Source organism: Micromonospora sp. NPDC048907 (genome assembly GCF_055586885.1).
On record NZ_JBVJHI010000006.1, the window covers coordinates 189943 to 203665 of the forward strand.

The window sequence follows — 13723 nt, forward strand, 5'->3', positions numbered from 1 at the left end:
GCCCGGTCACGACGCGCCGGTCAGCGCGGGGTGCCGAAGTCCTGCGTCCAGTACGGCCCGTTGCTCCGCGCCACGCCCACGCCGATCTCGGTGAACGAGCAGTTCAGGATGTTGGCCCGGTGCCCCGGGGAGTTCATCCAGGCGTCCATCACCGCGGCCGGGCTCTGCTGGTTCCACGCGACGTTCTCGCCGTACGACCGCCAGGCGTAGCCGACCCGGTCGAGCCGGTCGCCCACGTCGCTGCCGTCGCTCCCGTCGTGCGACATGGTCTTGTGGTCGGCCTGGTCCTGGCTGTGCCGCTGGGCGGCGAGCGTCAGCTTGTCATCGACGGTCAGCGCCTTGCAGCCGGCCTTGGCCCGTTCCTGGTTGACCAGGTCGACGACCTCCCGCAGCTCGGCGCTGAGCCCCTTGGCCGAGGCCGTCGTGGCGCCGGTGGTGCGCGGTGCGGCGCTGCGCGGCAGCTGCCGGGACGGGGCGGTGGTCCGGGTCGGCTTCGGGGTCGCCTTCTTCGTCGGGGTCGGCCGGGCGCTGGTCGGCGCGGCACTCGGGCTGGTCGACTCCGGCGCGAGCGCGTCGCCCGGGGCCGGCTCGGTGCCGTAGGAGGCGAGCGGGGCGGCGGCCACCGGGGCGTCGGCGGAGGTCCGCTCGCTCGGCTGGTCGCCACCGGGCAGCACCAGGGCGCCCACGCCGAGGCTCACCACGAGGGTCGCCGCGGCGGCGGCCCCACCGATCAGGAGGGGGCGTGGCAGGCGGCGGCGCTGCCGGTGCCGGCCGGTGTCCTCGTCCGCGGCGTCGGTGGCCGGCTGCCAGGCGGCGGCGGGCTGCCACGCCGCGGTGGGCTGTTCGTCCGCGGCCGGCTGCCACGCGGCGGCGGGCTGCTGTTCCGGCTGCCAGCCGGGGGCCGGCTCGTAGCGGGACATCGGGGCGCCCGGGTGGGCCGCCGGGCCGTACGCCGGGGGCTCGGCGGCCGGGGGGTACCCGGTCCGGTCGGCGTCGGCGTACCGCCCGGCGTCGGCCCACCCGTGCGCCCCGGCGCCGGCCGTGGGGAGGTGGCCGGTGCGCTCGGGGGTGGGGTCGTCCCGCCACGGCGTGGCCGGGGCGTCGGCCGGCCAGGCGCCGGTCGGCGCCTCGGGCCGGGCCGGGCCGGGCTGCCCCGGCTCGTCCCCGAAGAGGTAGGACGACCGCGGCTCGGGCCGGTCGGTGAGCCAGGCCGGCCCTTCGTCGGTCGGTGGCTCGGGGCGTCGGGAGACGCCGTCCGGGTCGATCGGGTCGGTCCAGCGGTACACGCCTGTCCCCTCCACGGGTCGGTTGCGGGCCGCAGTGACGCTACGGGCGCGGCGCGAGCTGCGGCAACGTGGCTAAGAAAGAGTTAAGGGGAACCAGACGGCAAGGGTGAGGCGTTCACACATTCCCGGGCGTACAGTAAAGGCGTCCGGACAGAGCGTGTCCGCGCCTTGTGGCAACCCCCCGACAAGTGGACCGGTGGACGTGGAGATGATCTACGGCCTGCGGGAACTTGACGAAGGAGGGGGGTTCGGCTCAATATATAGGTGTCGCCAGTCGCGCCCAGCCATGCCCGGATTTCGCGGGGATGGCAGCCGCGAACATCATGGGCGCGCGTTGGCCGGCCTTTCCGGCAGCGCATATCAAGGAGTCAGCATGGCGAAGGCCCTCTACGGCCACGTAGGTGCAGCGCCCGACCGGCGTCTGCTCGACGAGGTCACCCGACTGCGTGCCAGGGTTCAGGCACTGGAGTTCGAGATCACGCGTCTGCGCGCCGACAACGATCGGCTTGCGGCGGCTGCGGCGGAGGCAGACGACCTCCTCCGACTGGCCGAGCCCGCGCTGACCTGATCTCCGGTCGTCGGAAAACTGAATCGCACCACCCAGAAAACGCGCGCCGACACCCAGTGCCGGCGCGCAGCTTTTTGTTTCCGGGGACCCCATTCCGCGATCTTGCGGACCGCCACCGGAATTGCGCCCCGCAATTCTGATCTTGCACTTTTCCGTGGCGTACGCCACACCGCCGGAAAGCGGACACCTCCGGCACCGGGTGGGTCGCGTACCAGGCTCTCCCCGGCCGCGGGTTAGTCTGCGGGTTCGCCAGGTCCGCGCAGCCGGCGACGGTACGGCGGCCACCGGACGAGGATCGAGAAGGTGCATCTCAAGAGCCTGACGGTGAAGGGCTTCAAGTCCTTCGCCTCCGCGACGACGCTGAAGCTGGAGCCCGGGATCACCTGCGTGGTCGGCCCGAACGGCTCCGGCAAGTCCAACGTCGTCGACGCCATCGCCTGGGTCCTCGGCGAGCAGGGCGCCAAGGCGCTGCGCGGCGGCAAGATGGAGGACGTCATCTTCGCCGGCACGGCCGGGCGCGCGCCGCTGGGCCGCGCCGAGGTCACCCTCACCATCGACAACACCGACGGCGCGCTGCCGATCGAGTACACCGAGGTCTCCATCACCCGCCGGATGTTCCGCTCCGGCGAGAGCGAGTACGAGATCAACGGCGACTCCTGCCGGCTGCTGGACATCCAGGAGCTGCTCTCCGACTCCGGCATCGGCCGGGAGATGCACATCATCGTCGGGCAGGGCCGGCTCGACGGCATGCTGCACGCCAAGCCGGAGGACCGGCGGGCGTTCATCGAGGAGGCGGCCGGCGTCCTCAAGCACCGCAAGCGCAAGGAGAAGGCGCTGCGGAAGCTCGACGCGATGCAGACAAACCTCAACCGGCTCACCGACCTCACCGCCGAGCTGCGCCGCCAGCTCAAGCCGCTGGGCCGGCAGGCCGAGGTGGCCCGCCGGGCCGCCGCCATCCAGGCCAACCTCCGCGACGCCCGGCTGCGGCTGCTCGCCGACGACCTGCACACCCTGCGCACCACATTGGACCGGGAGATCGCCGACGAGACCGCGCTGCGCGAGCGGCACGAGCAGATCGAGGCCGAGCACGGTGAGGTGCAGGGCCGCCTCGGCGAGCTGGAGGCGGCGCTGGCCGAGGACGCCCCGCTGCTCGCCGCGGCACAGGACACCTGGTACAAGCTCTCCGCGCTTCAGGAGCGGTTCCGCTCGATCGAGCAGCTCGCCCGCGAACGGCTGCGGCACCTCAGCGCCACCGGGGACGACGAGCGCCCCGGCCGCGACCCGGACCAGCTGGAGGCCGAGTCCCGGCGGGTCCGCGAGCAGGAGGAGGAGCTGCGGGCCGCGCTCACCGACGACCAGATCCGGCTCGCCGAGGCGGTCGAGCACCGGCAGGAGCTGGAGCGGCAGCTCGCCGCCGCCGAGCGGGAACTGGTGGCCGCCGCCAAGGCCATCGCCGACCGGCGCGAGGGGCTGGCCCGGCTGACCGGCCAGGTCAACTCCGCCCGGGCGCGGACCACCAGCGCCGGCGAGGAGATCGAACGGCTCGCCGCCGCGCACACCGACGCCCTGGCCCGCGCCGAGAAGGCCCAGGGCGAGCTCGACGCGGTCGCCGAACAGTCCACCGAGGCCGACCGCGACAACGCCGACCTGGACACCCGGCACGCCGAGGCGGTCGCCGTGCACGAGCAGGCCCAGGCCGCCGTGCGCAGCCTCGCCGACGCCGAGCGGGCCGCCGAGAAGGACGCGGCGACCTGGAAGGCCCGTGAGGAGGCGCTCGCCCTCGGCCTGCGCCGCAAGGACGGCGCCGGCGCCCTGCTGGCCCGCGCCGATCAGGTGCCCGGCCTGCTCGGCAGCCTCTCCGGGCTGCTCACCGTGGCCCCGGGCAACGAGGCGGCGCTCGCCGCCGCGCTCGGCGGGCTCGCCGACGCGGTCGCGGTCAGCGGCGTGGACGAGGCCGTCGAGGCGATGCGGCTGCTCAAGATCTCCGACGCCGGCCGGGCCGGCCTGCTGGTCGGCAGCCCCGCCGGCCCCGGCATGGCGGGCTCCGCCGACGCGCTGCGCCCGAAGCTGCCCGACGGCGCCCGCTGGGCCCCCGACCTGGTGGAGTGCTCCGCCGAGATCCGCCCCGCGGTGCACCGGGCGCTGCGCGACGTGGTGCTTGTCGACGACCTGGCCGCCGCCGCGGAGCTGGTCGCCGGCAACCCGGAGCTGCGCGCGGTCACCCCCGACGGCGACGTGGTCGGGGCGTACGCGGCGGCCGGCGGGTCGGCCAAGGCGCCCAGCTACATCGAGGTGCAGGCGGCCGTCGAGGAGGCCCGGGCCAATCGGGCCACCGCCGAGCGGACCAGCGCGGAGCTGCGCGACCAGCTGGTCGAGGCGCGCGCCGAGGTGGCCGCCGCCAAGGAGGCCGTGCAGCACGCGGCCGCCGCCAAGCGGGAGGCGGAGAGCCACCGCAACGCCGCCGCCCGCCGCCTCGCCGAGCTGGGCGCCGCCGCCCGGTCCGCCAAGGCGGAGACCGACCGGCTCGGCGAGTCCCGGGCCCGCGCCGAGGCGGCCCGGGAGCGTGATCTGCAGGCCCTCGCCGAGCTGGAGGAACGGCTCCGGCTGGCCGAGGCCACCCCGCTCGACGCCGAACCGTCCACCGAGGAACGCGACCAGCTCGCCGCCATGGTGCCGCAGGCCCGGCAGAACGAGATGGAGGTCCGGCTCGCCGTGCGTACCGCCGAGGAGCGGGTCTCCTCGATCGCCGGCCGGGCCGACTCCCTCGCGCGGCAGGCGACCGCCGAGCGGGCCGCGCGGGAGCGTGCGGCCGCCCGGCGCGCGGCCCGCACCCGCGGCGCGGAGATCGCCCGGGCCGTGGTCGGCGGCGCCCGCGAGGCGCTCACCCGGCTCACCGTCTCGATCGCCCGGGCCGAGGAGCACCGCGACGAGGTGGCCCGCGAGCGCGCCGCCCGCGAGGCCGAGCTGTCCGAGGTACGCGGCGCGGCCAAGCGGCTCGGCGCCGAGCTGGAGCGGCTCACCAGCCAGGTGCACCGGGACGAGGTGGCCCGCGCCGAGCAGCGGCTGCGCATCGAGCAGTTGGAGGCGAAGGCGGCCGAGGACTTCGGGCTCGACGTGGCCACCCTCATCGTCGAGTACGGCCCCGACCAGCTCGTCCCGCCCACCGACGCGGACGTCGCGGCGGCGGAGAAGGACGGCACGCCGGTGCCCGAGCCGGTCCGCTACGAGCGGCCGGTGCAGGAGAAGCGGGCCGCGAAGGCGGAGCGGGAGCTGGCCCTGCTCGGCAAGGTCAACCCGTTGGCGCTGGAGGAGTTCGCCGCGCTGGAGGAGCGCTTCAAGTTCCTCTCCGAGCAGCTGGAGGACCTCAAGGCGACCCGCCGGGACCTGCTCACCGTGGTCAAGGACGTCGACGACCGGATCCTGGAGGTCTTCGCCAGCGCGTTCGAGGACACCGCGCGGGAGTTCGAGCAGGTGTTCACCGTGCTCTTCCCAGGCGGCGAGGGGCGGCTGGTGCTCACCGACCCGGAGGACCTGCTCACCACCGGCGTCGAGGTCGAGGCCCGGCCGCCCGGCAAGAAGATCAAGCGGCTCTCGCTGCTGTCCGGCGGCGAGCGCTCGCTGACCGCGGTGGCCATGCTTGTGGCGATCTTCCGCGCGCGGCCCAGCCCCTTCTACATCATGGACGAGGTGGAGGCGGCCCTCGACGACGTCAACCTGGGCCGCCTGATCACGCTGCTGGCCCAGCTCCGCGAGAAGAGCCAGCTCATCGTGATCACCCACCAGAAGCGCACCATGGAGATCGCCGACGCGCTCTACGGCGTGACCATGCGCAGCGGCGTCACCCAGGTGATCAGCCAGCGGCTCAACCGGGCCGACGACGAGGGGCAGGGGAACAGCGAGTGAGTCGGGAACGCGCCACGGCGCTCCTGGTCGATTTCGACGGCGTGCTGCGCCGCTGGGACCCGGCGGTCGCCGCCCGGGTCGAGCGGGAGTACGGGCTGACCGAGGGGGTCCTCGGCGAGATCGCCATGTCCTGGGGGCTGCTCCGGCCGGTGCTCACCGGCAAGGTCAGCCACGCCGAGTGGATGACCAGCGTGGCCGACGCCCTGACCCCCTCGGTCGGCGACCCGGGGCGGGCCCGGGCCGCCGTGGACGCGTGGCAGAGCTACCGCGGCGAGGTCGACCCCGAGGTGCTCGCGTTCATCCGGGAGGTCCGGGCGGCCGGCGTGCGGGTCGGGCTGGGCACCAACGCCACCGACGTGCTCGACGCCGACCTGGCCGCGCTGGACCTCACCGACGAGCTGGACGTCGTGGTCAACTCCTCGGTCATCGGGGTGCACAAGCCGGCGAAGGAATACTTCCAGGCGGCCTGCCAGGCGCTGGCGACGCCGCCGGCCCGGGTGCTGTTCGTCGACGACGAGGACCGGGCGGTGGCCGGCGCCCGGGTGGCCGGGCTGTCCGCGCACCGCTGGAGCGGCCCGGCCGACCTGCGCTACATCCGGGCGGCGCTGGCGTTCTGAGCCGGTTCGCCGGGGCGGCGGGTTCCGGTCGGCCGGGACACCGCCGCCGCCCAGGCGGGACGGTCAGTCGCCGGTGACGCCGTCGATGCGCTCGCGGATCAGGTCGGCGTGGCCGTTGTGCCGGGCGTACTCCTCGATCATGTGCACGTAGACCCAGCGGACGTTCATCTCGTCGGCGGAACCGTCGCGGCGGGGGCGCCGGAACGTGTGGTCGAGTGACAGGCCCGCGGCGGCCTTCCGGGCCGCCTCGACCTCGGCGCGGAAGACGGCGAAGGTCTCCTCCGGGTCCGCGTCGGCCACGGCGTTCAAATCCGCGTCCGGGTCCTCGTCGCCGTCGTAGAGGCCGGGGATGTCCTCGCCGGCGGCGCGGATCCGGAACCACCAGCGCTCCACGTCGGCAAGGTGCCGGACCAGCCCGAGCAGGGTCAGGGTGGACGGCTCGACGCTCGCCGTCCGGAGCTGCTCGGCGGTCAGGCCGGCGCACTTGTGCAGCAGGGTGTCGCGGTGCCAGTCGAGCCAGCCGTCCAGCATGGTGCGCTCGTCACCGACGTAGGGCTCGTGGCGGCGGTCGATCTCAGGTGCTCTCCAGGTCATCCGGCCATCCTCCGGCCCGGGTGCGACCGCCGCGACCCGATTTCAGGGCACCACGACGACCGGCCAGCGGCCGGTGCGGACCAGGCGGGTGGCCACCGAGCCGACCAGCTTGTGGCCGGCCTGCTCGGACGACCCGACGACCACCAGGTCGGCGCGGTGCTCGTCGGCGGCCTTGGCCAGTTCGGCGTACGCGTCGCCGCGCCGGCACAGGAAGGTCACCGGCAGGCCCAGCTCCTCGGCGCCGCGCCGGCACTCCTCGCGCAGCTCGGCGGCCAGCTCGTCCTGGGTCTGCTGGACGGCCCCGGCCACCACACCGGACATGATCGCGGTGTAGGGCGACGGCGAGCTGACGAAGACCACCACGAGCCCGGCGCCCTGCCGGCGGGCCAGCCCGGCCGCGTACGAGGCGGCGCGCAGCGAGGTGCGGGTGCCATCGACGCCGACCAGCACCACCCGGGGCCCGTCCGTGCCGCGTTCGAACGGCAGCGGCCGGGCCTCCGGGCCGTACCTCTCACGCTCGGGGGCGTCCATCGGGTCAGTCCCGTCCGCCCGTGCGCACCACCGCGGCGCCACCGCCGGCCGCGATTGTCGACTCCCGCTCGACCTCGGTGGAGATCGCGTCTCGGTCGCTGTTGGTGCGGCGCAGCGGCACCTCCTTGATGAACACCACCGCGATCAGGGCGATCAGCCCGAACGGGGCCGCGGCCAGGAAGATGTCCCCGGCGCCGTGCCCGTACGCGGCCTCGACGACCGCGCGGATCGGGGCGGGCAGGGTGTGCACATTCGGCAGGGTACCGCCGCTCCCGGAGCTGGACGCCGGGATGCCGAGTCCGGCGAGCCCGTCGGCGAGGTAGTCCTTGACCTTGTGGCCGAGGATCGCGCCGAGCGCGCTCACCCCGATGGCGCCGCCGAGGCTGCGGAAGAAGGCGACCACGGAGCTGGCCGCGCCGAGCTCGTGCGGGCCGACGGTGTTCTGCACGGCGAGGACCAGGTTCTGCATGGTCATGCCCAGGCCGAGGCCGATCAGCGCCATGAAGACGGCGAGCCGCCAGTACGGGGTGTCCGCCCGCATGGTGCCCATCAGCGCGAAGCCGGCGGTGAGCAGCGCCGAGCCGAGGACCAGGTAGCGCTTCCAGCGGCCGGTGTTGGTGATGATGCGGCCGACCACGGTGGAGGCGATCAGCAGGCCGAGGATCATCGGCAGCGTCATGAGGCCGGACATGGTCGGGCTCTCGCCGCGGCTGATCTGGAAGTACTGGCCGAGGAAGACGGAGGCGCCGAACATGCCCACGCCGACCGCGATGCTGGCGACCACCGCAAGGGTGATGGTGCGGTTGCGGAACAGGCGCGGCGGGATCATCGGCTCGGCGGCCCGGTTCTCCACCCGGAGGGCGAGCGCGCCGAGGAGCAGGGCGCCGGCCACCATGACGGCGGTCTGCCAGGACAGCCAGTCGTACTTGTCGCCGGCCAGGGTGACCCAGATCAGCAGCAGCGACACGGCCGCGGTGATCAGGGTGGCGCCCCACCAGTCGATCTTCACTTCGCGCTTGACCACCGGCAGGTGCAGGGTCTTCTGGAGCACGATCAGGGCGAGGACGGCGAACGGCACGCCCACGTAGAAGCACCAGCGCCAGCCGAGCCAGTCGGTGTCGACGATGACGCCGCCGATCAGCGGGCCGCCGATGGTGCCCACGGCCATCACGGCGCCGAGGTAGCCGCTGTACCGGCCGCGCTCGCGCGGGGCGATCATCGTCGCCATGATCACCTGGGCCAGGGCGGTGAGTCCGCCCGCGCCGACGCCCTGGAGCACCCGGCAGGCGATGAGCTGACCGGTGGACTGGGAGAGGCCGGCCAGCACCGAGCCCAGCACGAAGGTCGTGAGGGCGAGCTGGACCAGGAGCTTCTTGCTGGCCAGGTCGGAGAGCTTGCCCCAGATCGGGGTGGTCGCCGTGGTCGCCAGCAGCGTCGAGGTCACCACCCAGGTGTACGCGGACTGGCCGCCGTGCAGCTCGGTGATGATCCGCGGCAGCGCGTTCGAGACGACCGTGGAGGAGAGGATCGCGACGAACATGCCCAGCAGCAGGCCGGAGAGAGCCTCCAGGATCTGCCGGTGGGACATGTCGACGGCGGTCGCCCGGGTGGGCGCTGTCGCCTGGGTCATCGTGGAATGCCTCCGGAGAAGACGGGGGAAGAGTTGCTTCGGGCAACCGTATGGCTTGGTTGCCTCAAGCAACAACCGCACGTGGCGTACGTCTTATTCCGGGCGGACCCGGTCAGAAGGTCTCGTTGAACCGGTGCATGAGCCGGGCGAAGTCCTCGACGTCCTGAATCGGCCAGGATTCGAGCGACCGCCGGATCTGTCCGAGTCGCGCCGCCCGCGCCGCGTCGAACCGGCGGGTGCCCTCCTCGGTGAGGCTGAGCTGGGCGGCCCGCCGGTCGGTCGGGTCCGGGTCGCGGCGGACCAGCCCCAGCGCCTCCAGGCCGCCGATCTGCCGGCTCAGGGTGCCCTTGCCGATGCCCAGCTTGACGGCCAGGTCGGTGAGCCGGATCGAGCCGGAACGGCGCAGCCAGAGCAGCAGCCCGTAGGCGTTCGGCTCCAGGTTGGGATGGACCTCGCGGGCGATCTCCCAGGACAGCGCGCGCCCACGCCGCAGCAGTGCGGTCAGTTCGTGCTCCACGGCGCGCAGGCTCTCGTCCACGCTGAGAGGGTACTCACACCTCGTCGCTGAGCCGCTGCCGTGCCACCGTGCGGAGATGACCGTCGCTGGTGGTGCCCTCGATCACGACCTCGGCCGCCCGGCCCCGGTGGGTGAGCGTCGCCACCGCGTTGCCGAAGTAGGGCCCGGCCAGTTTCTTCCAGCGCACCGGCGGGCGGCGCACCCCGGCCGAGCGGGCCAGCGCGCGGGCCGCGCCGGCCGGCCCCGGGTTCCAGCCGAGGCGCATGAGCGGGCGCATCCCGGCCGGCACCTGGTTGTGGATCGGCGAGCAGGTGAGCTGGTGCACCGGCGTGCGCACGCTCCGGTCGGCGAACCGGGCCCGGGCCACGTACGAGTGGTGCACGTCCCCGGAGAGCACGCTGATCGAGGCCGGCCGCGAGTATGCCGGGCCGGCGCCGATCCGGGCCCCCTCGCGCGGCGCGGTGCCGCTGCCCAGCCGGGCGAACAACTCGCCGAGCGCCTCGAAGGAGCGCCGGAACGAGGCCCAGTGCTCCAGGTCCCAGGCCCGGCGCATCCGCTCGGCGACCTTCGCCACCCAGGGCCGGCGGGAGTCGGCGAGCCGCTCGTTCCAGGACTCGACGTGGTGGATGCCCGGGGGCAGCAGCCAGGGCAGCGAGGCGCCGACCACCAGGTGGTCGTAGACGCCGTGCGCCCGGTCCAGGAACCAGGACCATTCGCCCGGCGGCAGCATGGCCCGGTTGCCGGCGTCCAGCACCCGGCTGGACCGGTTGTCCAGCATGACCAGGCGGGTCCGCCCCAGGTCCAGCGCGTAGCTCCACTGGTACTGCACGGCCCGCCAGCGCTCGGTGTCGTGCGCCACGTCGGCCTCCTGGTCGACCCGCTCGCCGAACTCGTGCAGCACGCTCGTGGCGTCCTCGGCGGCGGCCACCTTGGCGAAGACCGGGTCGGCGGCGATCTCGTCCGGCGACAGGTTGCCCAGGTGCTGGTAGACCCAGTAGGAGGCCAGGCCGCTGCGGATGCGCTCCGGCCACCAGGGCTGGACCCGCATGTCCGCCCGCCAGGACGCCGAGGTGTTCCAGTCGTCGATGATCTCGTGGTCGTCGAAGATCATCACGCTCGGCACGGTCGACAGCAGCCAGCGGATCTCCGGGTCGCGCCAGGACTCCAGGTAGAGCTTGGTGTACTCGTCGAAGCTCACCACCTGGGTGGCCGGGGCGCCCTTCGGCCGGCGCCGCCGCCGCTTCAGCAGCCGGCGCACGGTCGGCGAGGTGACGTCGGCGTAGACCTGGTCGCCGAGGAGCACCAGCAGGTCGGGCAGGGCGTCCGGGTCGGGAGCGGCGATGAGCCGCCGGGCGTACGCGTCCAGCGCGTCCGGGGGCAGCCGGCGGGCGGTGGCGTGCTGGGTGGTCTCCCGGCAGGAGCCGAAGAGCAGGTTCACCGGCTGGTCCCGGTCGTCCTCCGCCCGGGTCCGGATCACGCTGGCCGGGAAGCCGCTGTCCGGCACCGGCCAGGCCACCTCGTCGTCGACCAGCACCTCGTAGGTGGTGCTGCTGTCCGCCGTCAGCCCCGAGACGACCACGATCGCGTAGTGGTGGTCGTACGCCGAGAAGGTGGGTGCGCTGCCGGTGGCGCCGTCGGCCGTGCGGACGGTGACCACGGCGGGGCCACTGGTCTCCACCCAGACCGTGGCCCGGGTGCCGACGACCCGACGCAGCAGCGGGCCGATGAGCAGACGGGAACCGGTCACGGCGCACCTCCGAGGAAGATCATCATTCCTTTCCTACCCGGCCGGCGGTTGCGGCACGCCTTCCAGCCGCGAGCGTACCCGCAGCTCGTTCACGTGCCGAGGCGGTGAGTGGGACGCCGTCGCCGCCATCTGACAGGATTTCGGGCATGACGGAATACCTTCTCGTCGCACTCGCCCTGCTCGGCGTGCTGATCCTCGGCGGCCTCAGCCTCGTGGTGCCCCGGTTGCGCCGGCGCCCCGAGCCGCCGCTGCCGGAGACGGAGGTCGACACCCGGGCCGAGGAGGACCTGGCCGGGCCGCCGGTCGAGGCGGCCGAGTCGGACCTGCGCACCGGCGTGCTGGTCGAGCCGCCGCCGGTGGTCGAGGCGCCGCCGCTGCCCACCATCGAGGTCCCCGAGCCCACCGCCGGCCGGCTGGTGCGGCTGCGCTCCCGGCTGTCCCGCTCGCAGAACGTCTTCGGCAAGGGCCTGCTCGGCCTGCTCAGCCGGGACCGCCTCGACGAGGACACCTGGGAGGAGATCGAGGACAGCCTGATCACCGCCGACGTCGGCGTCGACTCCACCCGCGAGATCGTCGACCGGCTGCGCGAGCGGACCCGGGTGCTCGGCACCCGCTCGGTCGGCGAGCTGCGCACCCTGCTCGCCACCGAGCTGGTCAACGCGCTCGACCCGACGCTCGACCGGTCGCTGAAGACCGCCCCCAAGGAGGGCGTGCCGGCGGTGCTGCTGGTGGTCGGGGTCAACGGCGCCGGCAAGACCACCACCTGCGGCAAGATCGCCCGGGTGCTCATCGCGGACGGCCGGACCGTGCTTCTCGGCGCGGCCGACACCTTCCGGGCCGCCGCCGCCGACCAGCTGGAGACCTGGGGCGGCCGGGTGGGCGCGGAGACCGTCCGCGGCCCCGAGGCCGCCGACCCGGCCAGCGTCGCCTTCGACGCGGTCAAGCGCGGCATCGACACCAAGGTCGACACGGTGCTGGTGGACACCGCCGGCCGGCTGCAGAACAAGGTCGGCCTGATGGACGAGCTGGGCAAGGTCAAGCGGGTGGTCGAGAAGCACGGCCCGATCGACGAGACCCTGCTGGTGCTCGACGCCACCACCGGCCAGAACGGCCTGGAACAGGCCCGGGTCTTCACCGAGGTGGTCAACGTGACGGGCGTGGTGCTGACCAAGCTCGACGGCACCGCCAAGGGGGGCATCGTGATCGCCGTGCAGCGCAAGCTGGGCATCCCGGTCAAGCTGGTCGGCCTCGGCGAGGGCCCGGACGATCTGGCCCCGTTCGACCCGGCGCAGTTCGTCGACGCGCTGCTCGGCACCGAGCCGCTCGCCCGGGACGCGTAGCCTCGACGTGACGACTGACGATCGCGCCTACGCGGGGTGGCGCGACCCCAGCCACCCGTCGCCACGCCTCGGGAGACCGTACGTGACTTCGCAGGAGATCCCGCTCCACGGCGGGAACGTGAGCACCGTGGTCCGGGTGGGCGACACCGTCCGGCGCAACGCCGGCCCGTGGACCCCCTCGGTCCACGCGCTGCTGCGCCATCTGGAGTACGTCGGCTTCACCGGCGCGCCCCGCGCCCTCGGCATGGACGAGCGCAACCGGGAGGTCCTGTCGTACCTGGAGGGGGAGTGCGGGGAGTACCCGCTGGCCCCGCACTGGGTCACCGACGAGGCCCTGGTCACCGTGGCGACCATGCTGCGGATGTTCCACGACGCCCAGTACGGCTTCACCCCGCCGCAGGGGGCGGTCTGGCGCTCGTTCGGCCCGCCCCCGCCGGACACCGAGGTGATCTGCCACCACGACGCCGCCCCGCACAACGTGATCTGGCGGCCCGACGGCACCCTCGGGCTGATCGACTTCGACCTGGCCTCGCCCGGTGCCCGGATCTACGACGTGGCGTACGCGGCCTGGACCTGGGTGCCGATCTTCTCCGACCGGGACTCGATCACCCTCGGCTGGAAGCACCCGGACCGGCCGCGCCGGCTGCGCCTCTTCGCCGACGCGTACGGGCTGATCCCCCGGGACCGGCACCGGCTGATCCGGACCATCCGCAAGCGGATCGTCGACCACGTCGAGGGCATCCGGCGGATGGCCGCGGCCGGCGAGCCGGCGTTCGTCCGGATCGTGCACAAGGGCCACCTGCGCCGGCCGATGCGCGACCTGCGGCTGCTCGACTACGAGCGGCACGCCCTGGAGCACGCGCTGCGCTGACCCGCGCACACGCCGGCGCCCCGGGGCCGGCGCCAATCATGATCGTCTTTCTTCACACGCCGGAAACAACCCGTCACGCGTCGGAAATCGAGCGGTGTCGGTGAAGAAACAGCCGCCGA

At 73.7% G+C, this 13723-nt stretch carries 11 protein-coding genes; 5 read left to right on the forward strand and 6 right to left on the reverse strand.

What is annotated here, in order from left to right; all coding sequences use genetic code 11:
* Positions 1 to 20: 20 nt before the first annotated feature.
* On the reverse strand, positions 21 to 1286 hold the full coding sequence (locus ACZ6PY_RS22375) for a CAP domain-containing protein (RefSeq protein WP_466074838.1): 1266 nt from the start codon (positions 1284 to 1286) through the stop codon (positions 21 to 23).
* A 373-nt stretch (positions 1287 to 1659) separates the two neighbouring features.
* Here ACZ6PY_RS22375 and ACZ6PY_RS22380 point away from each other — a divergent pair, with 373 nt between their 5' ends.
* The 3 genes from ACZ6PY_RS22380 to ACZ6PY_RS22390 all read left to right on the forward strand — a co-directional run bounded on the left by ACZ6PY_RS22380 (position 1660) and on the right by ACZ6PY_RS22390 (position 6374).
* Positions 1660 to 1854 (forward strand): hypothetical protein, encoded by a 195-nt coding sequence (locus ACZ6PY_RS22380; RefSeq protein ID WP_007456482.1) that lies wholly within the window; start codon positions 1660 to 1662, stop codon positions 1852 to 1854.
* Positions 1855 to 2157: 303 nt separating this feature from the next.
* Positions 2158 to 5757: a chromosome segregation protein SMC gene (gene smc / locus ACZ6PY_RS22385; RefSeq protein ID WP_466074839.1), complete on the forward strand. Its 3600-nt coding sequence runs from the start codon at positions 2158 to 2160 to the stop codon at positions 5755 to 5757.
* Positions 5754 to 6374, forward strand: a complete 621-nt coding sequence (locus tag ACZ6PY_RS22390; RefSeq protein ID WP_466074840.1) for an HAD-IA family hydrolase — start codon at positions 5754 to 5756, stop codon at positions 6372 to 6374. Before smc ends, ACZ6PY_RS22390 begins: the two co-directional genes overlap by 4 nt.
* 63 nt (positions 6375 to 6437) lie before the next feature.
* Here the strand turns inward: ACZ6PY_RS22390 and ACZ6PY_RS22395 are convergent, their stop codons facing one another.
* The 5 genes from ACZ6PY_RS22395 to ACZ6PY_RS22415 all read right to left on the reverse strand — a co-directional run bounded on the left by ACZ6PY_RS22395 (position 6438) and on the right by ACZ6PY_RS22415 (position 11393).
* The gene (locus ACZ6PY_RS22395; RefSeq protein ID WP_466074841.1) at positions 6438 to 6968 is read right to left on the reverse strand and encodes a DinB family protein; all 531 of its coding nucleotides are present in this window, start codon (positions 6966 to 6968) and stop codon (positions 6438 to 6440) included.
* 42 nt (positions 6969 to 7010) lie between these two features.
* Positions 7011 to 7499 (reverse strand): universal stress protein, encoded by a 489-nt coding sequence (locus ACZ6PY_RS22400; RefSeq protein ID WP_466074842.1) that lies wholly within the window; start codon positions 7497 to 7499, stop codon positions 7011 to 7013.
* 4 nt (positions 7500 to 7503) lie between these two features.
* Positions 7504 to 9129 (reverse strand): MDR family MFS transporter, encoded by a 1626-nt coding sequence (locus tag ACZ6PY_RS22405; RefSeq protein ID WP_466074843.1) that lies wholly within the window; start codon positions 9127 to 9129, stop codon positions 7504 to 7506.
* 112 nt (positions 9130 to 9241) lie between these two features.
* Positions 9242 to 9667 (reverse strand): MarR family winged helix-turn-helix transcriptional regulator, encoded by a 426-nt coding sequence (locus ACZ6PY_RS22410; RefSeq protein WP_262281429.1) that lies wholly within the window; start codon positions 9665 to 9667, stop codon positions 9242 to 9244.
* Between the two features lie 13 nt (positions 9668 to 9680).
* Entirely contained in the window at positions 9681 to 11393 is a 1713-nt protein-coding gene (locus ACZ6PY_RS22415; RefSeq protein WP_466074844.1) for an alkaline phosphatase D family protein, read from the reverse strand.
* A 146-nt stretch (positions 11394 to 11539) separates the two neighbouring features.
* On the opposite strand from ACZ6PY_RS22415, the gene ftsY reads away from it, so the two are divergent.
* Both ftsY and ACZ6PY_RS22425 read left to right on the forward strand, forming a co-directional pair.
* Positions 11540 to 12733, forward strand: coding sequence for a signal recognition particle-docking protein FtsY (gene ftsY, locus ACZ6PY_RS22420; protein WP_466074845.1), 1194 nt, complete (start codon positions 11540 to 11542; stop codon positions 12731 to 12733).
* Positions 12734 to 12740: 7 nt separating this feature from the next.
* Positions 12741 to 13604 (forward strand): phosphotransferase, encoded by an 864-nt coding sequence (locus ACZ6PY_RS22425; protein ID WP_466074846.1) that lies wholly within the window; start codon positions 12741 to 12743, stop codon positions 13602 to 13604.
* Positions 13605 to 13723 lie beyond the last annotated feature (119 nt).